The following is a 26,960-nucleotide window of genomic DNA, read 5'->3' as shown; positions in this document are numbered from 1 at the left end:
ACTATGACACAAGTAAATTTACCTAATTTAATTGCAAAACTAGACACAAAAGCAAAACGTGCTTTGGAATTAGCTGCTGGCGATGCGATGAACACTCATTGTCCTGCAATTGAACTTGAACATTGGTTAATGCAATTAATTTATAAACCAGACCCTGAAGTTAGTCAATTTTTTACAACTCAAAAGATTGAACCTGAAAAAGTAATCAATGAGCTTTCGAGTAAACTAACAAAATTAAGCAAAGGCTTTGAAGGACAACCCAGTTTAAGTGGTAATTTAACTGAACTTATTAAATCAGCTTGGTTATGTGCAACGGTCGATTTTTCTCATAATCAATTAACCACATTACACATCATATTAGCGACTCAACAAGTCGGTGACTTAGGTACCAGAGCCTTATCGTTAAAGTGCTTCGAAAATTTCTCAGAATCCGCGCTACGTAATCAAATTTCAAAATTAAAAGTAACTCATATTGGCACTAAATCTACTGGAGCAAGTACGACAGGTGTGAGTTCAGGTGATGCACTAGAGAAATATACCACCAACTTAACGCAAGCAGCCAGAGATGGTCAATTAGATAATGTTCTAGGTCGAAATAAAGAAGTAAGAACAGCTATTGATATTTTGTGCCGGAAAAGGCAAAACAATCCAATTTTTGTGGGTGAACCAGGTGTAGGTAAAACCGCAGTTGTAGAAGGTTTAGCAATAAAAATAGCTCAAGGTGAAGTGCCAGGTGCAATAAAAGATGTTGAAATCCATAGCCTAGATTTAGGGTTACTTCAAGCTGGAGCAAGTGTAAAAGGTGAATTTGAGAACAGGCTAAAAGATGTGATCAATGAAGTTAAAACATCTGAAAAACCAATCGTGGTATTTATTGATGAAGCTCATACTTTAATTGGTGCAGGTGGTGCTGAAGGACAAAATGATGCAGCTAATTTATTAAAGCCAGCTCTTGCAAGAGGTGAGTTTAGAACATTAGCCGCAACAACTTGGGATGAATACAAAAAATATTTTGAAAAAGACCCCGCTTTAACCCGTCGTTTTCAAGTTGTGAAAATTGAAGAACCTAATGCGACGGATGCATTGCAAATGTTACGTGGCGTAGCCGAGTCGCTGCAAAAACATCATAGTGTATATATTCGTGAATCAGCAGTAGAAGCAGCAGTAAATTTATCTATTAGATATTTACCTGCTCGCATGTTACCCGACAAAGCAATTAGCTTATTAGACACCAGCTGTGCGCGAATCGCATTAACTCAAGGTGCAAAACCTGAATCTATCGAAAGTTTAGAGCAAACTCTATTATATTCACGTAATGAACTTGAAGTGATGCAAAGAGAATCATCAATATTTGATAATATTTCTTTTGAAATAGCAGAGTTAGAGCAAAAAATAACTGAATCAGAGTCTCAACTAGTTAATTTAAATACACGCTGGCAAAATGAATTAGCCTTAGTACAAAGTGTGATTGCGTTACAATCAACAGTAACTGACAACTTAGCAAATGATATAATCGATGATGAAAGCCATAAAGCGCTTAATACCAAACTCGCTGAACTTGAAACCTTACAAGCAGGTGAACCATTAGTAAATGCCATGGTTGATGATATTACAATCGCCCAAGTAATTGCATCGTGGACAGGTATTCCAATTGGTAATATGCTCAGTGATGAAGTTAAAAAGCTATTATCTATTGAAGAAAACCTACATAAACGCGTCATTGGTCAAAGTACCGCAATTAGTGAACTAGCAAAAAGCATTCGTATATCTCGTGCAGGATTAAACGATAGTAGAAAGCCTATTGGCGTATTTTTAATGTGTGGTCCAAGCGGCGTGGGTAAAACAGAAACTGCTATCGCTTTAACTGATTTATTATATGGTGGCAGTAATGATATGACTGTTATCAATATGACTGAGTTTAAAGAAGAGCATAAGATTTCAATGTTATTAGGTGCACCAGCAGGTTATGTTGGTTTTGGTAAAGGTGGTGTTTTAACTGAAGCTGTACGTCGTAATCCATACTCGGTGATTTTATTAGATGAGATGGAAAAAGCACATCCAGGTGTACATGACTTGTTCTATCAAATATTTGATAAAGGATCTATCGCAGACAGCGAAGGGCGTCATATTGATTTTAGAAATACCATTATCATTATGACTTCAAATGCAGCCGATCAAGCTATATGTGATGTCTGTGACATTCATGAAGAGCGCTTACCAAACGAAGAACTTGTAGAAGAAATACGCCCTGCACTTCAGCAATATTTCAAACCAGCATTTTTAGGTCGTGCCACAGTTGTACCTTATTACCCGTTAAACGATGAAGAACTAGGTAAAATTTGTGATATTGCCCTTAACCGTATTCGTAAGAAACTGGTTGAGCAATATAAAGCCTGCTTTACTTATGATGATACCTTTGTGCAATATGTGGTAACTAAAAACACAGACCCAACAACGGGTGCTCGCGGTATAGAACAAATAATTAATCGCTCTTTGATGCCAAGACTGGCAGAACAATGCATCACTTTATTAAGTGAAGGCAAAGAGATTAATAAAGTGACGGTAAAATGCGCAGATAAAGATGATTTTGAAGTCATCATAGAATCTTAGGAGTCGTTGTGTCTCAATATTTAATTAAATCTCTGGTGTTAATTTTATGCCTGATATCACACTTGTCTATGGCAAGTATCGGTCCAAAAAGATTATTATTAACAACTCAGGAATGGCCGCCGTATCAAACTTACTCATCTGATACCATCGCTGGCCTTACTGTTACTCGGGTTAAATGTGCATTGAGACAACTAGAGCAACCCTATCAGTTAACAATGACAAGCTGGGAAAACGCACAGCTCAAAGTACAAGATAATGAACAACACGGTTTTTTTGTCGCAGAGAAAACATCTTTAAGAGATAAGTATGCGGTTTTCTCTAAACCTATCATTAATCATCACTGGTATTGGTATTTTTCCAATTCACTATCCGATACCACTTTGAATGAAAGTAATAAAAAACAATGGAAAGTCAGTGCCAAATTTGGCACAAATAAATGGTTTCATTTACATAATTCGGAATATGAGGTTGTAAAAAAGCCGAGAAATATTAAAACATTATTAGACATGTTAATGCATAACGAGGTTGATGCTGTTTTAGTTGATGAGCTTGCCATGCAAGTTGCGCTGAAAAAGAAAGGGATGTTAGCAAGCGGATTGAGAAGTAAAGAAGTGGCAACAAAACCTTTAGGTGTTTATTTTAATAAAGATTTCATAAATAACTATCCAAATTTTTTAAATGAATTTAATCGAGCGATTACAGATTGTTTGCAATAAGGTAATATTGATAAAAAATATGGCAATAACGATACAATTAACCGAAATACCACAAAATGAGCATGTAACAAACCGAGTGTTTTCTTTACCAAAGCAAGGCGGTACTTTTGGATCTTCATTTGACTGTATTATTGAGTTACCGGATAGAAGTGGTCAAGTAGCAGCAACACACGGACGCTTTGTTGCTGATAAAAGTAACATGATGATAGAAGTTTTAAATAACCACAAAATTACAATAAATGGTTCATCTCTTGCGCCCGGCAGACTTTTTCCTATTGAAGATGGTTCTATAATAGAAGTTGCTGATTACACGATGTTAGTTAGCCTAGTTAGAAACATTGAAGCTGAAGAAGACAGTGATACAAATATAAACACTAAAATGAAAGATGTTCATTTTTCATTAGCAGGGTTGAATAATGATGACTTTGATGAAAATATAAAAATGAAAACCAGTGAGCTTCATATCAACCAAGGAGCACAAATGCCTCACGAAGAAGATCAGCTACCTCATTTTATGAATAATGGTGTATTTGTTGATGATCCTTTTGATGAAGACCCATTTAAAGATGAAGAGATCAGCTTAAAATCTGAAATACCCGCCACAGCTAAAATAAGCAGTGAACAAGAATCGGGACAATTCACAAAAATAACACCTGAGTTCGAAGAAGACAATAGTGCCATTTTTGAGAATCATAGTATTCAAAAGCAAAATGAAAAAAAAGAACACAGTAATACAGTAACTAATAATTCAGTTAACAGTACTGTAAGTAATAATTCCGTAAACAATAACCAGATAGATCATTTGGTTAGACTATTAGATACACAAATAGTGAGTGCCAGTGAACAACAATCTAAATTATTTAAGGCATTAGATAAAACTTTAACTACTTTTATCGAAGAGTTTTCACCAGCGCACCTTGAAGATATTTTTAGTGATTTTGGTACGCCGTTATTTGCCTCTAAAGAAAAACAATATTGGCGATTATATCGTAAATCATTTAATAGACGATTAGATAAAGGTGAATACCACCGACTTTTTAAGGCATTATTACTTGAAAATATGCAGAGTAAGGATTGATATGATTAAGTTCTTTTTTACCACTGTATTATGCTGCAGTGTATTTTTTATAACTGGTTGTAGTGTTTTTTCTGGTTTAGATGAGCCTGAACCTATCTATATTTCGACTATATTAAGTGCAGGGGAACATGCAAACCCATCAAAATTGAGTACTGCAAACCCTGTTGTAATAAAGTTATATCAATTAAATTCAATTGATACTTTCAAGTCAGCTCAAGCACTTGATTTATATCAACAAGATACAAGAGTGTTAGCCGATAGCTTAATAAAAAAGAAAACGCTCACAAGTTTGATACCTAAAGAAAAAAGGAAATTAAATATAGAGTTACTTTCAGGTACCAAATATTTGGCTGTTTTTGTACAATTTTCAAATTACTCACAAGCAAAAACCAGAGCTTGGTTAGATGTATCTAATTTAGATGATATAAAAAACATCACTATCTCTATCGACTCATTAACCGTAAATATACAATCAATTGAACAAGAAAGCTTTTGGTCGTGGTAACAAATTTAGGAGATTAAACTTGGATCTAGTTAAACAAGTTGTATGGAAAGAAGGGAGTTTTATTTGCCCACAGCACTTTCAGCAACAAACATTACATATTAAATCCTATATGCAAAATTATGCAGGTACTATTGGTTATTCTGGTCATTATGGTTTAAGTGATATCACAGTAAATACAGATTTACTTAAAACTGGCAAAATAGCCGTTACCTTTTGTAATGGCTTATTTCCTGATGGACATTACTTTTTACTTGATGAGGAAATCGTTATTGATGTACCAGAAGACGCCGTAAAAAAGACGGTATATATCTCAATACCATTAGCATTAAAAGGTGCACTGGCATACGGTGAGACAAGTACTGAAGTAACGCGATATTTATGTCAAACCATAACAAGTTATAACAATACTTCAGCACAAAGTGACTCTGTAGAATTAGAAGTTGCCAAAGATAACGTATGTTTATCTATTGGTAAAACCGATATGGCAGGCTATGTATCGTTTCCTATTGCACGCATATTAGAAACCCGCGAAACTGGTGAAGTAGTATTTGATAGTAGTTTTATTCCCGCTTGTATTCATTTTCAAGCATCTATTTATTTGTTTGATAAAATCAAAATGTTACAAAGCCTGTTGCAGATCAGAGCAAAAGAAGTTCATAAGCGCATTGCTGTTGGCCAAGAAAGTAAAAGCGAGCAAACTTTATATAAAGACTTCTTATGGCTGCAAACATTAAATAGATGGCTACCTTGGAGCGATTGGGTTGAGCAAGATACGCAATATACTACCCATCAACTTTATCGCGATCTTACAACTATGTCAGCTGAACTTTCAGGACTAACACCTGAACTACCACATTCATTCCCAGTTCTTAACTATGATGACTTATATAGTGTATTTAGTCCTATATTTATGAAATTACGTAGTCAGTTAAGCATGGTACAGCAAGATTCAGTTATTGAATTTAAATGGGACGATCAATTATTTGAAAAGCGCAGGTTATTACGTACTATAATCAATGAACCAGATAACATGGGTAACCGTCGTTTTGTAATGAGTATAGAATCATCTCTTTCGAATGATGAAATAGCGAAAAATATGCCACAGGCCGCAACCTTAGCGGGTAATAGCAATATTGTTGAGTTAGTTAGGAACGCTATGTCAGGGATTGAGTTGATGCACCTTATGGTTGCCCCCAACGAACTAAAACCAAAATCAACCGCAACCTATTTTGAAGTGAATACCCAAAATAATTTATGGCAAGATATGCTCAAAAAAGGCGAAACACTGAATATGCATATTGATAATCGCATACCTGATTTAAAAGTGACCTTATTTGCATTGTCATTAGGTTAAAGTAGAAAAATATGCCTGATATAGATTACCCAACAATTCCCATAAACTTTAGCGATAAAGTACAAAAAGAGACGTTATTGTTTAATTATAATAATAATGTACTCTATAACTTAAGTGTACCGCTTTTATCTATCATTTTAACTTTATCTCGCTTACCTAAACCGGAGAATTTATCGCTATTTAAAAGCTTATTAAAACAGCATATTGTTGATTTGAGTGAGCAAGGTAAAAACCTTGATTACCCGTCAGCTGTAATAGATAAACTGTGTTGTTTACATTGTATTGTATTAGATGAATTTATCATTCATGGTGCCTGGGGCGCTGATGCAGGTTGGGAAAATAACACTTTATTAAGTGAACTCTTTGGGTTGAAAAATGGTGGGGACCTATTTTTCACCATTACAGATAAAGCATTGAAACAATCGATAAAAATGAAAAATATCCTTGAATTGAGTTATGTATTTTTACAAATGGGTTTTAAAGGCAGATACCGCTCTAGGCAATCTGAGCAATTAGGTGTTATTACCAAACAAATTCATCAATCTATCGATAATCAAGAGCTGGATATAGGTATATTAATAAAAGATGCGCCCATTACAAAGTCTCTCTTTTTAAAAAATGGCGCTCGATATTTTTCATTTACTGTTGTTATATTATTCACTTTAACCTTAGTTTTTACCTTTTTAGATTATTGGTTTAAAGAAACCTACGATCTACGCTCAAAAGAGTTTAATGAATTACAAAAAGTGACCGAAAACCACATTTTAAATACACAAGCCAAAGAGATCATTTATATTAGTACCGATGAAGACATTCACGCAGTTAAAAACTTAACCCAACATGAAGAATCACTCGCTATTTCAAACATTAAAACTGCTCATAAATATAATGCTCTAGATTTAACTGATATCAAACAAAGTCAGTCTGATAAATTTAGAGTGCAACTCGCTTCTTTTTCATCACAAGCCAATGCTAACAAATATCTCATTAAATTGGTCGGAAGCAATTATTCACTCTCAATCATGCCTATTGGCTCATATTTCATTGTTTATAGCACAGCACAAACATTAAGCAATGCTAAAGCGCAGCAAAAATACTTTAAGGATAATTACCAAATATCAACTATCAGAGTTGAGGTTTCAGATAATGGTAACCAAAAATGATGACTTTTACGCTTACAAAAAAACACCTTATCGGTGGTATTTTACTTTCTTTATTCACAGGGGTGTCTCTGGCTTGGTGGTTTACTTCTAACCTTGGTTGGATATTCGCTTCAACAGCTATTTTAATTTTAATCTCGGGCAGTATTTTATGGTTTTTAAACCGTGATAGCACCACTATAAAGCAGCAGAAAAATTTAGAAAAGCAAGACGGAAAACTAGTTAAAACCATGTTTTCGCTATTTATGACAGGGCTTAAAGACAGAGGAATGAACAAAAGAAAATACCATTTACCTTGGTATTTATTTGTCACAAATAACCTCAAAAGTGATGATGCCGTTTTAACACAAATGGGCTTTAGGAATAATACAAACGTAGCCATTAGTAAACAATTACCCATTAAAATTTGGTTGAAAAATGATGCTGTAGTATTAACTGTTGAAATATCAGATCAAGACAGACGTTCATTAAATTGCCTAAAGCTGCTATTAAAACAAACAAAAAAATTTCGATCTCGTCAAACCTTAAATGGCATTATGGTAAGCCAATCAGTAGACAATTTAATCAGTAACAATAAAAATAACGCACAACAAATCACCAGTGATTTACGCTTAGTTATTGATGAAACACAAAGCTTATGTGGTCAAAAACTACCTATTTATGTTTTATTTAATCAAATGGCCGGTTTGTCCGATTTTTGTCAATTTTTTGCATCTTTAGATGAAGAGCAACTAAATGGTAGTTTTGGCGCATTAAATGTAAAAAATGCTAATTTAGGTAAGTTCTCTGTGAACTGGTTTGAAAAAGCCTATGACAGTATTTGTAAACGAATGGGGCAAACGGTTTTAACAGCATTAGATAGCCAACTAAGTGAGCAGTTTAGACGTTCCGTTGTAGCTGCGCCGGTGCAGTTGAAGCAAATCCAACCTGATATTGGCTATTTTTTAGAACAACTTTTTGTAGTAAAAAGTAATGCTAAAAGCTATGAGTTTAGAGGCTTCTTTTTTACCAATACACAACAAGTGTCTCAAGCAACAGATCCATTAACCAAACAAGTCGCCTATCAGCTAGGTTTTAATGAAATGCTGCAAAGTGATAATATAAAATTACCACATAGTATTTTTATCAACCACTTATTTGATAAGTTGATCCGCCCTGAAGCAGGCTTAGCAAGCATTAATATTAATAGTAAGCGTCTTTTTTGGGGTTTTCAAATCAGTTATAGCTTCACTATTTTAGCTATCATTATATCAGCCATAGCACTTTTAAAAGTCAACTTTGATTATTACCAACCATTAAATGAAAAAGCAATACAACAGCTAAAACGATATAAAAATGTCGTTAGAAAGTCGCCATACGATATTGAAGAACTGGCTATAAATGTAAATAACTTACAGATGATCCGCAATATCTACTTAGCATACAATAAGCCTACTCCTTTTTATATTTCTGATCTGATCCCAAATCCGCAGCTATCACAGTCGGTGAAAGACGCTTATCACAATGAACTTAAAGACATTTTACTCCCTTCTTTAATACATTATTTAGAGGATGAACTGTTTGTCTATGAAACATTAGGCGACAGCCTAAAAACAGCGAAATTATTAAACTTAAATGAAGAACTACAACTTCATGATAAGAAATCATGGGAGCATTTAAAGTATTATTATACTCAATCCTTTATTAAAGAAGGACACTCAGAAGAAAATTCTTTAAAAAACTTGATAGTTTTAATGGATGATTTACACGAACTTGGCGTACCTAAAGTTAACTTGAACCGAGCACTGATCAGTCAATCTAAAGCCAGTATCAATAAAATAAATACTACTAAAGTATTGTTTGAATATATAAATGATTTATCTGAGTTTTCATCTATGGTAGATATTAGCAGTGAGCTGGGCAATAACTTCTCTAGTTTGTATGAGTTTAAAAATAATGCACCCAATCAATTTGTGCCGGTTATTTTTACTCCTCTAGGCTTTGCTGGCATGAATTTATCTGCCAACTCTGACTTAATGAAAAGTGTTATTGATAATAACAAATCATTGTTGGGCCATTCATTAAATGATTTTGAAATTGATAATATCGCTAAAAGTTTACAAAGATATTACCAAAGAGAGTATGTGCGATACTGGGTGGGTTTTATGGATAAGATTACACTCAAACCAATTTCAAATGAAAACTTAATACATGCATTATCTTTAATGTCATCTAAAACGAATGCACCGCAAAATCGCTTATATGAAACCTTAAGCTATTACACTTCCCCTCAAATTTTTACTAAAAAAGAAGATAAATCCGAAAAAGAAGCCGTTACAGTATTATTAGCTCCTACTAATGAACAAACTATTATGGCAAACAATATAAAAACTGAGTTTGCTGTTTACCATAGATTTGTCAAAAAAGATGATAAAGGATTAAGTGAGTTAGTCCATTTACACGATAACATCACTGAAGTTGCTTCTTGGTATAAAGATATTCAAGATAATAAAGATATCGGTTCTTATTTATTTAATCAACTGACTTCAAATAATAAAGATCAAAGCTTATATCGATTAGCACAAATGCAGTTATCTGTTCCTAAAATTAATTTACATATTTCTGACATAATTAACACTATAAACCAAGAAGTAAATACATCTGTTGCTGGGCACGTTAATCAAATTTGGCAAACGAAAATTAAAGGTCCATTTAGCTTACAGTTTGCTAATAAGTTCCCATTTAATTTAAGTAGTCAAAGTAATGTAAGTTTTAAACTGTTTAATAAATACTTTAAACCTGAAGGCGCATTTGATGAGTTTAATAATCTAATTTTAAATAAATTTACTCAAACAGAAAGTGGTTTAACTTTAAATGGCTTTACACTCGATAGTCAGTTAAATATTTCTTCGAATATAAATGAAAAATTTAGCGACCTAAAGGTCATTCAACATACACTTTACCAAGAAAATGGCAACCAAGCAGCTATCGCCTTTCAGTTAAAGACCAGCTCAATGTCATCTAGTTTATTAAACTTTGAGCTATTCTCACAAAGAACTTTATTTAATTATGAGCATGGCCCAAAGCTTTGGGAAAATTACATTTGGCCTGATTTTACCGCTAAAAATCCACTTTTAACCATTTTTACTGATACACAAAATAATAAAGTGACGAAAGAATATCAAAGTGATTGGGCATGGCTGCGTTTAGTTTACAAGTTTTATCAAGCGGATAATGAAAATACCCAAATAAAAATTATTGAAGACCAATCTCAAGTAACATTATCCTTATTAGTGGAAGGGGAGAATAATCCATTTGAACCAAGTTTTTTTAGTAAGATAAAACTTCCTAAGAAGCTACTTTAAAATCAACTTAAGCCTCTATTAACCTCGGTGTCAGTTAAGCTCTGAGATTAATAGAGATATTGATTAAGGTTATTTACAAAAGTGTTGTTTATTTAATGAATCATTCGTTATACGGTGATTACATGCGAGTTGAAGATTACTTTTCGCTTTCAAGGAATCACCAAAGGTATTGCTAATAAAAGAAAATAATTGAAGAGATTCATTGCCAATGCCGCTCCAAAGTACTTGATAAGCCAGCACAGATAAACTTGTCTCATTAAAACTATACTCACCTTTCTTAGCTTCTAAACCAGCCAGGGTCTGCTCAAAAGTTCCTGATATCAGGCTATTTATTAAAATCAGAGATACATCATTTTCACGGCTTTTGAGTGGTTCATTGTACAATACATCAGCAATATCAAAAGTAAGTTGTTGCTTTAAGAAATAGCTTATTCCCACATTACTTAAGATGATAATACTATGCTTATCACCTATAAAACGTGTCATCATCGAGCTATAACCATCAAACTGACCATCATACATATGAACGTTTATATTTTTTTCTTTAGTAACGGGTACCTTGCCAACACGCCAGCTGTATGAATTTTCGGGATTAAATAAGCGCGTTTTACTTTGCTCATTGAGCAACTGATTACCATATAAAGCTAAATCAAAATTAAGCGGCAAATGGCAGGTTGGGATAATGACTACTTACTTAAAGTGCTACAAATATTTTAATGCGATTGCCCTGGCAACAACCGGCTAATAAAAACGTTGATAACATCAACTGTGATGCCGACCAGTGCATGATATAAACGAAAACACACAATAAACGAGAGACGTTAATATGAAATATATTCTTGTAATTTTATTCACCTTATTAGTCAGTACGGCCACGGCTAATACTAAGCGTGTTACAACTAAAATTCATGCTGTTAATAAACAAGGGATTGGCCAGCAATTAGGTGATATTGTTGTATCAGAGTCGCCTTACGGGCTCGTGTTTAGTATTTCATCAGATGGGGTTAGTCCAGGTATGCATGGTTTTCATCTGCACCAGTATGCCAGCTGCGAAGCTAAACGAAAAAAAGGTAACATCATTCCTGGTTTAGCGGCAGGCGGTCATTACGATCCATTAAAATCAAATAAACACGGTATGCCTTGGGGTGATGGCCATCTGGGTGACCTTCCACCAGTATATGCAGATAAATCAGGCTCAATCAGGCAATTTGTACTTGCTCCTCGCCTTAAGGTGATCGATTTACCGGGGCGCGCTTTAATGCTACATGAAGGTGGTGATAATCACTCAGATTCTCCAACTCCTCTGGGTGGCGGTGGGGCGAGAATCACCTGCGGTACCATACATTAATTGTACAACGCTATTAGCCGCGTTATGAATGCCTAGGGCAAAATCATGAAAAGTTTTTAAAATGGCTATGTCCCTTAAATTGTTGCTATACTGTATATAATAAAGGGCTATCCATTTAGAAAATTAAAAATAGACATCAGGCATAAATTTCTCTTTGATTTGAAAAGGCCCACACTCAAAATAGAAGTACACCACCTATACTTTTACTAGTTAAATCTAGGAGAAAGCATATGGATAAGTATTATTCACATTTATTATTCTTTGAGCGTCAATCTCTTTTTAAGTGATATCACTATGAAAAAAATCTATTCATAAAGTAGCATGGGTATATGTGCCAACATATTACCCTCACTTAGTGGATGATAAAATATAAAACCAATAAATCAGAAGTTGCATCAAAGATCAGTACATTGGATAGGCAACGTTTTGATTAGAAAATTGATCATTTTCACTCTTGGTTTGGGCACGTTTACCAAACAACGCATCGGCTTCATCAAAAAATAAAATCCACGATTTATGCTCTGCCATTGAAAAGACTTTTTCGACATTGTTCTCCGTCTCACCAACATACTTAAAAATGATCAAAGACAAATTAACTTGGTAAAAATCTGATCCAGTTGATTCTCCTAACAAACAAGCTGTCATGGTTTTATCTGTTTCTGGAGGACCATGAAACAAGGCACGATAACTAGGGCGAATTTTATTAGCTAAACCCCTATCTTGTGCCAAAGTATGACCGTGTTTAATCCAACCTTTAATATTTTTTAATTACTGCATTGCTACATCTGGTAAGTTTAAATCTCACCATTTTCTACCCGATACAACGCATTTTTCTGAAATGATTTTTGACAAATCAGGGCGTAAGGCTCTGATATGGTAAATAAATGCAAATATTCATTATTTACCCTAAAAGGTACTTTCATCAACAAGACATCTTCACTTTAGTCTTATAACAACAATAGTTTAAAAGCAGCTGATTAGCTTTGTTGATATACCCAAGCCACTTCAATATGCGAGTTTCAAGACTGCTGATAAAATCATGTTCTAGGCGCATCTTTGTATTAATGGTTACTCCCTTAAAATATGATGGACCGGCAATATGCTCCTGCATTGCTCTAGTACCTACATCCATGCAGGCAACAACGAACATAATTTGCTCAGAACTCCCCTATGGTTTGGTTTAGAAGCGCTTTAGCTGCATTATTGATCTTGAAAAGGAATAACCATTCTCTGCAATCAATGCCTTGCCTAAAGTGCTTCTAATTCCAACTGAATCCTGCATCTTGAGTGGTTTGGGTATACTTTATAAAGCACAAATATAACGCTCATAACCTAACTGCTTTTTATATAAATGGCTAAAATAATAAATCATATCTATTTACCGAAATGTTGTCGATAGGTTATGTAATTCACTCACACTACAAGTAACTTGTTCACCTAATATATTAACTTGAGATACGATTTCAGTATTTTGATAAGAAATATCTCTGATCACATGCACACTCCGATTTATTTGTTCAGCAACCACGCTTTGCTCTTCAGCTGCTGTCGCTATTTGAGATGTTAAGTCGTTAAGATTATTCATAACCTTTATCACACCTTGCATTTCTTCATTAGCATTTGTTGATTGCGCTTGAGATTGCTTCGCTTTATTTTGGCTTGCCAACATTAATTGCTGCCATTGAGATAACGTTGTTTGTAAACCAACAACAGAGTCTTGGATTTGTTGAGTTGCCTCTTGAGTACGACTCGCTAAAGATCTTACTTCATCAGCTACAACAGCAAAACCTCGACCTTGTTCACCAGCACGAGCAGCTTCAATGGCCGCGTTTAGTGCTAATAAATTTGTTTGATCTGCAATACCTTGTATTTCAGTCATAATACTTGATATTTGGGTTACATCTGTTACTAAAGAGTCCGCTTTGCCTGCCGCTTCTCCTACTTCTTGAGCCAAGGAAGTCGCACTTTGGTGTGTATTTTCAATCACGCTAATTGCCGTATTGCATCGGTTTTGAACATCGTTTACATTTTCAAATGCCATTGTTGTATTTTTACTCACTTCTTCTATGGTAGCACTCATTTGCTTGATGGCTGTAGCCAATTGATCTAAGTGTGAATTCTCGTCTTGAAGGCCATTTAGCGCCGTTGAAGAATTGATTATTAATTCGTCTGCAATCCCTTTAAGTTGATCACTTTGATCTTGTGAACGCCCTAAAATAGTGGTTATTTTTGCTTGTAATAAATGTCTTGGATAATCAAGTAAACCCGTTAGACCTTTGCCTGAAAAAACCAACCTAGATGGACTATCAAACTCTTTTGATACTTGTTTTGTAAAAGTACTTAAAGGTAAAGATAAATTGGCGAATAATGCAAAAATACATGCTGTAAAAACAAAAAATAAAGCTGTCGTAATAAAACTTTGCGAAAGTGAAAATATAAAAAAACCAAAGAGTACAGTAAGAACAGCTGAAATAGCGACTCTATGTTTTGTCGTTAATGAAAAACCTGATGATTTATCATTGTTTAATTTATCATATAGGTTTGTGGCTAAGCTAATATGCTTTTGAGTCGGTTTATTTCTAACAGATTGGTAACCGATAACTCGATTTGCTTCGTAAACAGGGGTAACATAAGCATCAACCCAGTAATAAGCACCATTTTTACATCTATTTTTAACCATACCACGCCAAGAGTCGTCGCGTTTTAGTTTGCTCCATAAATCAGCAAATGCTGCCTTTGGCATATCTGGGTGACGTACAATATTGTGATGCTGCCCTATCAGTTCTTCTCTTAAATACCCTGATACTTTACAAAAATGATCATTCACATATGTAATAATACCGCTTACATCCGTAACCGAAATAAGCTGTTCACTTTCTAAAAATGTTACTTCCTGTTGTGATGACATAGCCATATTATCAAATTTCCTATTAGAAATGATTTACTATCCCGTATAGCAAACCACAATCAACGACGCTATTTTTGATTGCATATGAGTTAATTACATTTAAGTTAGGCTCTCTCGTAAATATTAAGCAACTGATAATTAAAAAAAGAAAATAACTAACTTATTGATAAAAAATATATACTACATATTGGTGATAGTGCAGTACATAGCACTAAAGTACTGAATTTATAGATTTTATACACATTAAACTTATTTTTTATTATCATTTTTTTATATCAGTAAACTGAATGCAGAATAAACATATATACCCAAACCACTTCAAGATGCAGGATTCAGTTGGAATTAGAAATGCTTTAGGCAAGGCATTGATTGAAGAACATGGTTATTCCCTTTTCAAAATCAATAACGCTGCATAAAGTATTTATAAACCAACCTTACAGGGACTTCTGAGCAAATCATGCTCGTTGTTCCATCTTTTTTTAAGGGAGTAACCATTAATGCAAAGATGCGCCTAGATCATGAATTGCTCAGCAGTCCTGAACCTCACATCTTGAAGTGGCTTGGGTATAAATAGATGAAAAGTTAAAAAATGATGAGAGTGATAATAAAAGTAAAAAGAGATGGGCATAATCGCATTTATAAATTAAATGCAAATCAGCCTAACAGATTGAATATGATTTTTTAAACCTATTAGAACCGCATTATGATTTGTATTTAATTAATACTTAACCCTTACACCGACATAAAAACGACGGCCATTTTGATACAAACCGACTGGCGCATAGTGATTTCTTTCATAAATATAAGTTATTTCATTATTTAGATTTATGCCTTCTAATACTAAAGAAAAATGCTCATTGAGACTATAAGAAATATTGGCATCTAATTGACCAAAATTATCAGTTATTTGCTCTCCGACACCAGTCGAAAATTCAGTTCTATAATTATATGACAAACGAGAGCTAAAAGATTCATTCTCGTAATAGCCTGTAATATTAAAGGTATGTTTTGACGTCCCTGGAACATAATTATTTAAGCTACTGGCATGGCGAGTACCATCAACTAAAGTATAATTAGTTATAAATCCTAAACCATATAAAAACTCTTTTTGAAAACTAAGCTCTAAGCCTCTAAGCATACCACCGGCTCCATTTTGAGGACGGTCAATTGTCATCAAAATACCTTCATGTATTTCTTTATGTCGTACAATTTCAATAAATGAAGTAACATCTTTATTAAAAATAGCTACAGAAAATAAACCTGCATCTTCAAAGTACCATTCAAAAGAAGCATCATATTGATTAGCGCGATATGGCTCAAGAAGGGGGTTACCACCTTGGCCATGAGCTTGAGTAACATTGTAATTAGTAGAGGGCATTAAGTGATGATATTGGGCGCGAGCCATTACACTTGCAGCAGAAAACCGTAATTGTATATCTGATGTTAAATCAAAATTAAAATTAATGCTCGGTAAAAAATCATTATAATTTTTATCGGTTTCTTGCCAAATAAAGTTATCGTTCATGTCTCCTGGTGAAGCCGTTCTTTTATAAGCCGCAGCTACTTGGTAAGTGTTTACCAATCTAAAACCTAAATTGGCGTTATAAAGCTCACCTTCCAAGTTAATTTTGCTGTAAAAAGCACTGGTATTTTCTTTAATATCAAATCGACTGACTTTTTCATCTATACTAATAAAGTTAATATTTTGATATGCTGAGTTTAACTGTGTTGTATTTGCATAAGCATAGTTTTTTAACGTATTTTCATTGCCAATCCCAGATAAATAATCCGCAGGCATCCGCGCGGAAAAATCAGCTAAAGTCCAATTCAATTTATCTTTAATATTATTATAGTTACCATTAATAGAGCGATATCGAATGAACTCTCTTTGATGCATACGTAATTTACCACCAAATTTAATGGCACTGATCACACTATGATCAACAGGACGTTCAAAGTCACCTTGAAAATACCACTCTTGATCTTGCGAATCTAATGAATCTCTTCTTACTTGAGATATAAACCACATAGAGGGATCTGTTGGCGAAACTTCATAGTCGGTTTGAATATTTTTAAAATCTCGCGTATCAACCGAAAAAGCAGTATTAGCGGACCATTGTGAAGTATTATCTTCGCTTGTACCACCGGTCGCTTTTGTAAAACCAATTTGATACTGGTTGTGCCAAAAGGTATTTTGATGACTTAATTGTAAAGCGATATTTAAAGTATCTATGTTCGATTTACGCCAAATAGCTTCCATTGAAGTGTTAAAAGGTTTTGCATGTTCAGAAGGAACTTGAGAATAAGTTGCCGAAGCTAATGTATTGTCAACTATTTCATAATCACTTACATAGCCACCTCGGGCATATACATTATTAGGCTGCCATAAAAAATTTTGATTGGTATTGTCAGCATCTAAAACAGAATAAAGCGCGTCGACTTTAAAATGCCACTCTACTGAAGGTTGATATTCGAAGCTAATAGTGGCACTAGTACGTTTGCGTTGTTGTTTAAAAATAGCAGAGCCACCACCACTTGGTGTCCATATATTGGTTAAATCGGCTATTTTATCATCTGTAGGTATTAAATTACCTTGTTCGTTAATATTATAGTTTTCGTCATGCCAACCCCAAGACTCCAAACCATCACGGCGTAAACTACGTTCTTGGTGGGTAAAAGTGACTAAAATACCTAAATCATGGGCATCATTATGCCAGTTATATAATGTAGATAATTGAGGATCAAATTTATCGGATAAATCGTTGTATTGATATTGTAATGTTGAAATAAATTGACCATCATCAGTGCTTAAAGGCTGATGCGTTTTGATATTAATTGAGCCACCTAATGAGCCTTCATCTTGATCAGCTTGTGGCGTTTTTATAACTTCTAAAGTCGATACCAATTCAGACGGTAACATAGTAAAATTGAATCCGCGATTTGGCTGTGAAGAAATCCACCAATCTGCAGAGGCTATATTTTGATTGTTTAAATAAGTTTTATTTTGCCCAGGTGTTGTACCTCTAACACCAATACGCTCACCTTCCCCCATTACACGTGTTAATGAAATACCTGTGACTCTTTGTAATGATTCGGCAACATTTTTATCTGGAAATTTACCAATATCTTCAGCACTGATCACATCCGAAATAGAAGCCGAAATACGTTTACCACCTAAAGATTTGACAACGCTGTCATGAACGCCCCTAATTTGAATTGTTTCTAAGGTATTTTTTAATTCTTTATTTTTAGATGTTGTCATTTTTTTTTCAGCAAACAATTCAAATGAAAAAGATATAAAAATCAAATAGGTAAATACAGATAAGTACTTTGAAAGATTTGTCATTGTATCGCCTCTATTATTATCATTTACACTTAACTTAGGCGTTATTATTTCTATTAATTATAAGTGCTTGTTTTTAATGTTAGAATTCATTGATATGAAAACAGAACAAGCATAAAATAAACGCTTGACCATAATACTCTGTGTTTAGCTAATTAACCAGTCGATAACGAATGTAAATATTGTTGGGTATACCTATTAACTTATCAAACCAAGTCGAACTAAATGACATTAAGGTTGATTTTGCTGCTTTAAAAGTGCGAATCGACAAAGTTTGGTATGGGGTAGAAGCAAAACAAATCGCATTATTAAAACTATTATTAAACAATTATGGTCAGGCTATTTCTCGTGATAAAATAATGCAAGAAATTTGGCCTAATGTCATAGTAAGTGACAACTCTGTTAGCCAGCTTATCACTCAGTTACGCAAAACATTACATGATGAGAAAGATAGCCCTAAATTCATCAAGACAGTGCCTCGAACTGGTTATCAACTGATAGCAAAAATCACCACAAAAAAAACAGACAACTCATCTGTAATTAGAAAATCGACCTTAGGCATTTTCATGTCTATCGGTTTGTGCCTAGGTTTAGCTATTAGCTTTACGTGGCACCTACTAACTAAAGAAACGCCACCAAAAAATAATTATGATTATCAAAGCAGGCTAACATCAGTTCCTGGTGCTGAAGTGTTTTTACGTTATTCTCCAAACGGGAGATATTTAGCTTTTAGCCAAACAGCAAGTAATCGAAGCCAAATGGATTTGGTAGTATTTGATGCTCAAAGCAAAGCATTACACTCAATAAAAAGTTCAGGTTACAGTGAACAAGCCCCTGTATGGTCGCCTGATGGTAAATGGCTTGCGTATTATCGTCATAACCCAATTAGCTGCACAGTTCGTATTATGTCGGTAAGTACCCCTGTAGAAACTTGGCGCTTGAGCCCTGATTTTCATATGGCTGACTGCCAACCGGGCTTTAGAAGAAGTAAAATTCACTGGCCTATTCAATCTACTTTATATAGTACTGAATGGCATCAAGGTGCCCCAAAGTTAGTGGAAATCACTTTAGATAATAAAACCTATCCCAAAGAAAAAAGTCGTCGATTATTAAATCAATATCAACCTATTGAGATGGATATTAATGCGAAACAAAACATGCTGATAGTTCAAAAGAACAACCAAGCATTTGAACTAAGTCGAGTTGATTTAAAGACACATAGTTCAGAGCCTTTATTAGAATCGAAACAAGTATTTTGGGGCGTTAATTGGGACTTACAACAAACTGGATTTTGGATTGGAAATGAAGCATTAAGACATTACAAAAACTTCAACAATATGAATTTAGTGCATCAACCTGTGGGGTTTATAGCTGATTTAGCCATAAACCCAATAACAGGTGATGTTGCTCACAGTGAGGGTATGGCAAGCGTTAACTTGTATGATTTAACACTGCAAAAGTTTGAAAAGCAAATTAACAATAACCAATTACAACTATCTTCTTCAGCACGCTTAGATGTACTACCGGCAATATCAGATAACGGATTACAAACAGCATTTGTATCATATCAAAGGCGAGGGTTAGATGGTTTTCGTTATATTGAAATCTGGTTGAAGAACAAACAAAAAAAAACGGCTACTGTACTTGCTAATTTACCTGAAAATATAACAGTCAGTTATTTATTATGGTCACCGAGTGGAGAGAACTTATTAGTTGCTGATACGGATCATAACATATATCTAATCAATACGTTTTCTCGTAAATTGGTACCTATTATTTCTGGTTTTAAAGATTTAGAACAAGTTTTATGGTCAGATAATGGACGTGAAATCTATTATAATACAAAACAGCCCGGACAAAACTGGCTACAATGGGCATATGACTTACAGCTGGCAAGCAGCTACTTAAAAGAAGAAAAAATATCGATAGCACCTATCACTAATTTAACGTTAAAAGATATAAAAAAATTGAACCCATCTTTTACCCTTTATAGAAAATCAATACATGAGTTTTTAGCCAAAAACATTGATGACTTTATTATATTAAATGCCTTACCTTCTTCACTACATTTGTATAGGCCAGCAATAACAGATATTGGGATCTATTATGTTTTACAGCAAGGGCATAAGTTATTTTTATATCTTTACTTATTTGAAAGCAGAGAAAATATAAAAATTAATCAATTAGGGTTTTACGAGCACGATATCAATGTACCTTTAACTGTTTCCAGCTCAAAAGACGCTAAATACGTTGTTTATTCTCGTGTTGAAGGCGTTGAAATGGATATTATACTTCACAAAAAAAAAGCAGAACATTAACTCTGTTATATCCATAGTAGATCAACTTTGCCCATTGATTCGAGGTGTAAATTAATTAGTTTGTCTACGGCAGTTGTGGGGGCGTATGAATCACAGATTTATCCAGCCACTTTTAAAATTCGTTGAGCGTTCACTGATTTTTCAGTTTTTTTATTCCGCTTTTATTTGGTCGTAACGAACAAGTTTTTTAACTATCATAGACAGGCTTTTAATGCTTGAGTATTAACCTTTTGAGCAAAACTGTTAGCGGATAATAGCACCAATAAAGATAAGGTGAATTTTTTCATTCAATTTCCCTATTCAGTTGCTGTTTATTTTTACTCTTAAATGATGCCAAAAGTAACCCTAACTCAAATAATGCTAGCATTGGAATAGCTAATAATGTCTGAGATAAAATATCTGGCGGTGTTAAAAACATAGCGATAACAAAAGCTGCCACAACTATATATGGACGCTTTTCTTTTAAGCTTTGTACATCTGTTGCACCACTCCAACACAGTAGCATAATTGCTACAGGAATTTCGAACGTTATGCCAAAAGCAAAAAATAATTTTAATACAAAACCTAAATAACTACTGATATCTGGGCTTAGCGTCATCATATCAGGGCCTACACCAGTGAAAAACCCGAGAATAATTGGTAATACGATGAAATAACAAAAAGCGATTCCCGAGTAAAAAAGTAAAATGCTTGAAATTAAAACCGGTATTAGCATACGTTTTTCATTTTTGTATAAACTAGGTGCAATAAAGCCCCAAATTTGATGTAGAATGAACGGGAAAGCCAAAAACAACGAAACAAATAATGTTAGTTTAAAAGGGGCAAAAAATGGAGAAGTCACATCTGTTGCTATCATGCTAGTGCCTTGCGGCAAAGTTGAAATTAAAGGTGCAGCAACAAAGCTATAAATATCATTGGCAAAATATACTAAGCCAATAAATATGACTAAAATTGACAAAATTGCGTGAACAAGTCTGTTTCTTAATTCAACTAGATAACCAATAAACCCTGACTGGCTTTGTGAAGCGTTTTTCTCATTTGTCATTTTTAGGTTCTTTTACATTTGTTTGTTTGTCACTATGGGTGATAGATTGGGCTGCTTGATTTAGTTCGCCTAGCGAACTTTGAAGATCCGGCGATAAATTTTTCATACTTTTTTCTTCAGCCTTTTTTAAATTATTATGAAACTCGTGGACTCTAAGCTCTTCATTTATTTCAGACTGGACAGATTGACCAAATTGTTTGGCTGTTTTGAGCCATCTACTTACTGTGCGTATTGCTACAGGTAAGCGCTCAGGGCCTAAAACGATTAGACCCACGATAAAAACAATAACCAGTTCCCAAGCGCCCATAGTTAAGCCTTATCTTTTTCTTTCGTTTTTACATCAGAACTTGTAAGAATTTGTTTTTCATGATGATTAATTGATTCAGTTTTTTTATCTTCATCTGAAACTGCTTTTTTAAAGCCTTTTATAGCACCACCTAAATCACCGCCAATATTTTTTAGCTTCTTAGTACCAAATAAAAGCAAAATAATGGCTAATATTATTAATAAATTCCAAATTCCAACACCGCTAATACCCATGAAATACTCCTCTTAAGATTTAAAACTTAATCTATTTAGACTGCTCTACGCAAAACTTGCTGTTTATACGTTAAAGTTTACGCCTAGCCACACTAAAACCAGTAATGATTATGTCACTTATTACTTTGAAACGATAACCCCTATACATAACACCATTACTAGCTATGATATAAATCGAATCTATCATAAGATAGACTCGATTTAACAAAATAAATGTCTTAGCGACTACCGACTGTTGCAGCCTCTAATTGCTCAACAACACTATTAAAGTCATCACTTGGGTTTGCCCATGCAGGTTGCAACCATGCTCGCTGTACAAATTTCATCGTATCACCAACCGTTAGATAATTCAGATATCTATTAGGATTCATCCTACTATCTGTTTGGCCACCACCATCATTTAATATATAGATTGTTGTTTCATTATTTGCCTCCGAAAATTCACTTTGTACAATAACTGCGGGTTGGTGCCTCTCATTAACAAAGTATAAAAACTCTCCCTCGGTTGCCAAATCACTGACATCTCCTGATACCACAACTGGGAGACAAGATATACCTCGATAGGAAGTAGTCACAGAAAGTCTGTTAGATATTGTTACCTGCTCCGAAATTCTCGCTTCTAGTCGCGTATATCCTCTAGGCTGAGTGATAATATCAGCCGATGTTGTACTTTGAGTAAAACTCCCTGCGCTATAATCTATCGAAGTATGGCCTGATTCATTATTAATACCTAATCTTAGCTGTTGATTATTACAATAAACATACCAATTAACAGGTCTCTCAGCGGTGACGCTCAATGTATGGTTATTAGTGTCGTAGTAAATATTACTGAAGCGAATGTTTTTTCCACCTGAAGCATAAAATTTTCCAGAGGTAAGACTGTTGGTAACTTCATTTTGCCTGTTTTCTAAATCCTGTTCATTAAAATCATCAGGCAATGCAGTAATAAGAAACCCTTTATCATTACGGTATTTAACCGCTGGGGCAGCATCAAGTGCAGTACTAAGTGAAGTTTCACTAGTTTGACGACCGTGTTTATGTAAAAAACTATCATCACCAGCAAATGCCCAAATTGGGTAGTCACGAGAGTCTGAACTGAGTTGATTGTCCCAAAATTCAAATCCATACGGATTAGCACCTTTACTGCCCAAAGATTCAATATCTGCAGGACAACGATCATCACCATAGCGGTTATAGACTTCAACACCTAACATTCTTTGTCCACGACTGGTTGCTTGATCTACTTGGCCATTTACAACTATACCAGGGTAATAATCAGGGTGGCCCATTATAAAACCTACATCACGATCAGTATCAAGATAGATACGATGAACATCACCGTTTGTTATAGGTGCCCACCGTGCGCTGTGTGGATTATTTTCAGGCCAATTAGGCTCAGTAGCTCTCACCTGGTTTTCAAGTACTTTAAATGGGGTAAAGCCATCAGGTATATCATTTGAATCAATTTCAGGGGAGTTTCTATATCCAGGTATACGATGTTCTCCTGGGTAACATTCATGGCCAGTTAATCCAACAAATGCATGTCCTTGTTCATTTAATACGCTCATTAATTGACTATGATCTAATTTTCCACCAGTACTTCCCGTATCTCTATTTGTTCCGGTATAATTTATTGCATGGGTATGGCCTTCTCCTTTTAACCATTGAGCATTGGCTGCTACTGATGCATAAGGCGAATAGGAAGTCTCCAAAATTTCATCTCTTGGTTCAAATCTCCATTCTCCACCTCGCATAGCGCCTTGAATATAGTCCCATCTTCCAATTAAATTTGTGCCTTCAGTCGTATTAGCCAACGCCAATGAACCAAACCTACCTGTGTTATGTAACCAGAGGCCACCTAGTGTAAGACCCAATTTAATCAGAATCACATCGCCATTATCATAAGTCCCAACATATCCCGGAAAATTTCCTTGCCGCTGTAAGTCGATATCACCATAAGTTGAATTAAATAGTATGCTTACTGGTGTTACTGTATCTGTCACATTAGTGTGTGGTACACCTGTGCGAACACCATTCCAGTAATCCCCCTCGGATAAGGTTGACGCTTCATCTTCACGCCCGTGGCGTACCCAACCGCCATCAAACTGTCTCTCACTGCCTATCACAAAAATGAATAATCCAGAGGTTTCATCATCGAATTCATTTAAACCATCCAATGTATCAGTTTCACTTCTATACCACATACCAGAAAAAACATTATTTTGAACAGAACCAATTATGCGATTATTATCATTGTCACCGTAAATACCAACAAGTAAGTCAGTGTCCTCTGAGAATCGAGAAATGCGTAAAGTACCGTAAGTCGTTTGCCATTCTCCGATAAATAATTCTGTATTGGCAAAAACAGGGAAGGAGGGAATTATTGCAGTAGATGCAAGGATAGCTGACGTAAATAAAGTTTTCTTTAGTGCAATACGCTTTTCAATTTTAAAATCAGGATTCCTCTTTAGCTCACTAACATGTTTATGAATTTGATGTGATAAGGAGTTTTCTTTTAATATGTAAAGAGATAAACCATCAACGAATATAGTGCCGTTATCAGGCTTAAAAATATGCTGTATTTTATTACATACTTGGTTTGCTTCATCTAACGTATTAAATGTAAAACTATAGTGACGAGTTGCTTCTTTATTGCTCATTGTAAGTTTACCTTTGTTAATTTAAAGTTGCTTCACTTCTCTCTATCTCAATGAAGGCGTCATATAATACCTTCTAACGAATAGACTTCGTGAATTTCAAAAGTACACAAACATTTACGCACGCGCAAACATCTACTTACAATAAATTAACAACCCAACAACAATTAAATGAGGTGCTATCACCCGTAAAATAAAGCTCAAGCAATTGTTTTAAAACTAAAAATAAAGAATTTAATCTTGAGGTTTTATCGCCATTGTTACGCTACTGAAAAATAGTTTTGTTAACTAGTAATAATTTAGTGCGTTTTATAGCCTAAGATAGAACAATAATTACAATTTCTTAGATTAAGTGACCAACTATACAAACAATTAACTTTAAAAATATAAATTAGTTTTATTATTATCTGATGGGACTGGTGCATGATTTAACAAAGTTGATTGCTTTTGAATGTGTCAGGCAACATTTAAAAGCAGATGCACCTTCATCTCTAGAGAATGTGAAATAAAAACAAACGCGACCTCAAAGCTCATTATATCTGTCGATACAAATCGCAATATCATAGTAACTACCCACAGTAATTATTGAATATTTGCAATTAAATTAATCACAAAAGATATTATTAGCAAGACTCAAATGACTGAGTGTTTGCGATTTACCGCTATTATAATACGTTTAATATTGACAGTTTTACTTAACCACTTCATCAATCCATTTAAAAAATTGATCATTTCCTTTTTGAATATCTAAAGCAATAAGTTCAGGTACCTCATATGGATGATATTCTGAAATCAATAAAGATAGTTTTTCAAAGTTAGCAGATATTCCCTTGATTAATAATAGAACTTCACTGTCTTTTTCCACTTTTCCTTGCCAAGAATAAATTGAAGTTATGTCAGGTAAAATATTGACGCAAGCAGCTAATTTATTTTCAATAATAAGTTTGGAAATATTGTTTGCCGTTTCTAAGTCTGGGCATGTACATAAAGTCGCTTGATACATTTTAAACTCCTTCAGTTTAAGAGCAGTTATAATCTGAATACCTTACTTTTATGAGTATCGTCACATTAACTTTAAAGAAACGCATTGAATCTTAGTAAATATGATTTTTTTCATCTAAAATTAACCTATCAACTAATGTATTTTTTGAGTTTAGTCAAACTCTGCGTAACCGCCAGAGATATTATTCAATAATGCTCACTCAATAGCGTGAGTTTAAATAATATTTTTGATTATAGGCCTAAAAGCTTGGCAGCCATAAGCATCTTGCCAACAGCCGATGATTTAGTTAAATTTCAACCAACAATAAATATAGCTATAGCTTCTATACTTGTAAGGTTTTCAACGATTATTTTACCAAAGCTTTCATATCCACCCAAGACAACTGCTTTTGTCGTTTCCGATCATAAACCGTCTTTATGGTAGTTGAAAATAAAGGGCTGTAGAGGAGTATTCCGGTGTACGGATGACTTTAGCCGAAAGTGTCCGATTTTAATGCATCTTGCTTCTGAAGGCCAAATAAAACAGGCTGACGTGGTTTAATGGATTCGACTACCCCAGTTAAGAGACCTAGATTCGCATAATAAACTTAACTGGAGATAGAAAATGACAAAACGCAAAAAGTATTCAAAAGAATTTAAGCTCGATGCCATAGCATGAGTTGTTGACCAAAACTATTCTCAGGCTGAAGCGGCTAGAAATTTAGGTGTTAATCCCAACATGCTTGGTCGTTGGATAAAAGGGTCAGACAATGATGATGGGCACGCTTTTCGTGGTAACGGCAAACTAACACCAGAGCAAGAAGAAACCCTCAACCTAAAAGCTCAAGTGAAACGTCTCGAAATGGAGCGCGAGATATTAAAAAAAGCGACGGTCTTCTTTGCCAAATAAGCGAAGTAAAGTATTCGTTTATTGCCCAACATAAGAAGATCTGGCCTGTGGTTTTAATGTGCCATGTACTGGGTGTAAAAAGTAACAATTACTATAGTTATCAAAAGCGTCAAGCGAATAAACGTAACACCTCAATAACCCGT

At 34.5% G+C, this 26,960-nt stretch carries 19 protein-coding genes and 1 pseudogene; 10 read left to right on the top strand and 10 right to left on the bottom strand.

The genetic code is table 11. From position 1 onward, the window contains the following. The first annotated feature begins 3 nt into the window (after positions 1–3). Genes tssH through CJF42_RS09625 form a run of 7 tightly spaced genes read left to right on the top strand, consistent with a single transcriptional unit; the run spans position 4 to position 10,767 of the window. Complete coding sequence (gene tssH / locus CJF42_RS09655) at positions 4–2,610, top strand: type VI secretion system ATPase TssH (RefSeq protein ID WP_095366491.1); 2,607 nt, start codon at positions 4–6, stop codon at positions 2,608–2,610. A gap of 8 nt (positions 2,611–2,618) precedes the next feature. Continuing rightward, a complete protein-coding gene (locus tag CJF42_RS09650; RefSeq protein WP_095366490.1) occupies positions 2,619–3,326 on the top strand; it encodes a transporter substrate-binding domain-containing protein in 708 nt (235 codons plus the stop codon). A gap of 19 nt (positions 3,327–3,345) precedes the next feature. Continuing rightward, complete coding sequence (locus CJF42_RS09645) at positions 3,346–4,404, top strand: FHA domain-containing protein (protein ID WP_095366489.1); 1,059 nt, start codon at positions 3,346–3,348, stop codon at positions 4,402–4,404. 1 nt (position 4,405) lies between these two features. Beyond that, positions 4,406–4,909: a type VI secretion system lipoprotein TssJ gene (tssJ, locus tag CJF42_RS09640; protein ID WP_095366488.1), complete on the top strand. Its 504-nt coding sequence runs from the start codon at positions 4,406–4,408 to the stop codon at positions 4,907–4,909. 19 nt (positions 4,910–4,928) lie between these two features. Beyond that, complete coding sequence (tssK, locus tag CJF42_RS09635) at positions 4,929–6,263, top strand: type VI secretion system baseplate subunit TssK (RefSeq protein ID WP_170940550.1); 1,335 nt, start codon at positions 4,929–4,931, stop codon at positions 6,261–6,263. 11 nt (positions 6,264–6,274) lie between these two features. Next, positions 6,275–7,426: a type IVB secretion system protein IcmH/DotU gene (gene icmH, locus CJF42_RS09630; protein ID WP_095366486.1), complete on the top strand. Its 1,152-nt coding sequence runs from the start codon at positions 6,275–6,277 to the stop codon at positions 7,424–7,426. Next, the gene (locus CJF42_RS09625; RefSeq protein WP_095366485.1) at positions 7,423–10,767 is read left to right on the top strand and encodes a type VI secretion protein IcmF/TssM N-terminal domain-containing protein; all 3,345 of its coding nucleotides are present in this window, start codon (positions 7,423–7,425) and stop codon (positions 10,765–10,767) included. The genes icmH and CJF42_RS09625 overlap by 4 nt, the downstream gene beginning before the upstream one ends. Positions 10,768–10,836: 69 nt before the next feature. Here the strand turns inward: CJF42_RS09625 and CJF42_RS09620 are convergent, their stop codons facing one another. Continuing rightward, complete coding sequence (locus CJF42_RS09620; protein ID WP_141235526.1) at positions 10,837–11,394, bottom strand: hypothetical protein; 558 nt, start codon at positions 11,392–11,394, stop codon at positions 10,837–10,839. A 199-nt stretch (positions 11,395–11,593) separates the two neighbouring features. Between CJF42_RS09620 and CJF42_RS09615 the strand changes: the two genes are divergently transcribed. Then, positions 11,594–12,115, top strand: coding sequence for a superoxide dismutase family protein (locus CJF42_RS09615; protein WP_095366483.1), 522 nt, complete (start codon positions 11,594–11,596; stop codon positions 12,113–12,115). A 402-nt stretch (positions 12,116–12,517) separates the two neighbouring features. Here CJF42_RS09615 and CJF42_RS09610 read toward each other — a convergent pair whose 3' ends face one another. The 4 genes from CJF42_RS09610 to CJF42_RS09590 all read right to left on the bottom strand — a co-directional run bounded on the left by CJF42_RS09610 (position 12,518) and on the right by CJF42_RS09590 (position 18,369). Beyond that, complete coding sequence (locus CJF42_RS09610; protein ID WP_212668798.1) at positions 12,518–12,844, bottom strand: AAA family ATPase; 327 nt, start codon at positions 12,842–12,844, stop codon at positions 12,518–12,520. Positions 12,845–13,037: 193 nt separating this feature from the next. Further along, on the bottom strand, positions 13,038–13,265 hold the full coding sequence (locus CJF42_RS09605; protein ID WP_141235525.1) for a hypothetical protein: 228 nt from the start codon (positions 13,263–13,265) through the stop codon (positions 13,038–13,040). Positions 13,266–13,493: 228 nt separating this feature from the next. Next, entirely contained in the window at positions 13,494–15,029 is a 1,536-nt protein-coding gene (locus tag CJF42_RS09600; protein ID WP_095366480.1) for a methyl-accepting chemotaxis protein, read from the bottom strand. A 712-nt stretch (positions 15,030–15,741) separates the two neighbouring features. Next, positions 15,742–18,369: a TonB-dependent receptor gene (locus CJF42_RS09590; RefSeq protein ID WP_095366479.1), complete on the bottom strand. Its 2,628-nt coding sequence runs from the start codon at positions 18,367–18,369 to the stop codon at positions 15,742–15,744. A gap of 182 nt (positions 18,370–18,551) precedes the next feature. On the opposite strand from CJF42_RS09590, the gene CJF42_RS09585 reads away from it, so the two are divergent. Beyond that, entirely contained in the window at positions 18,552–20,684 is a 2,133-nt protein-coding gene (locus CJF42_RS09585; RefSeq protein WP_141235524.1) for a winged helix-turn-helix domain-containing protein, read from the top strand. Between the two features lie 283 nt (positions 20,685–20,967). Here the strand turns inward: CJF42_RS09585 and tatC are convergent, their stop codons facing one another. The 5 genes from tatC to cutA all read right to left on the bottom strand — a co-directional run bounded on the left by tatC (position 20,968) and on the right by cutA (position 25,929). Beyond that, positions 20,968–21,729 (bottom strand): twin-arginine translocase subunit TatC, encoded by a 762-nt coding sequence (gene tatC / locus CJF42_RS09580; RefSeq protein WP_095366477.1) that lies wholly within the window; start codon positions 21,727–21,729, stop codon positions 20,968–20,970. Beyond that, positions 21,719–22,036 (bottom strand): Sec-independent protein translocase protein TatB, encoded by a 318-nt coding sequence (gene tatB / locus CJF42_RS09575; protein ID WP_095366476.1) that lies wholly within the window; start codon positions 22,034–22,036, stop codon positions 21,719–21,721. The genes tatC and tatB overlap by 11 nt, the downstream gene beginning before the upstream one ends. 2 nt (positions 22,037–22,038) lie before the next feature. Then, positions 22,039–22,269, bottom strand: a complete 231-nt coding sequence (tatA, locus tag CJF42_RS09570; RefSeq protein ID WP_095366475.1) for a twin-arginine translocase TatA/TatE family subunit — start codon at positions 22,267–22,269, stop codon at positions 22,039–22,041. A 218-nt stretch (positions 22,270–22,487) separates the two neighbouring features. Continuing rightward, the gene (locus CJF42_RS09565) at positions 22,488–24,929 is read right to left on the bottom strand and encodes a hypothetical protein (RefSeq protein WP_095366474.1); all 2,442 of its coding nucleotides are present in this window, start codon (positions 24,927–24,929) and stop codon (positions 22,488–22,490) included. A gap of 688 nt (positions 24,930–25,617) precedes the next feature. After that, positions 25,618–25,929, bottom strand: coding sequence for a divalent-cation tolerance protein CutA (cutA, locus tag CJF42_RS09560; RefSeq protein ID WP_095366473.1), 312 nt, complete (start codon positions 25,927–25,929; stop codon positions 25,618–25,620). A gap of 603 nt (positions 25,930–26,532) precedes the next feature. Between cutA and CJF42_RS28550 the strand changes: the two are divergent. Next, positions 26,533–26,960 (top strand): annotated as a pseudogene (locus CJF42_RS28550) (transposase); the annotation flags it as partial.

Source organism: Pseudoalteromonas sp. NBT06-2 (assembly GCF_002276045.1).
GTDB lineage: Bacteria > Pseudomonadota > Gammaproteobacteria > Enterobacterales > Alteromonadaceae > Pseudoalteromonas.
This window is presented reverse-complemented; position numbering and strand designations above follow the sequence as displayed.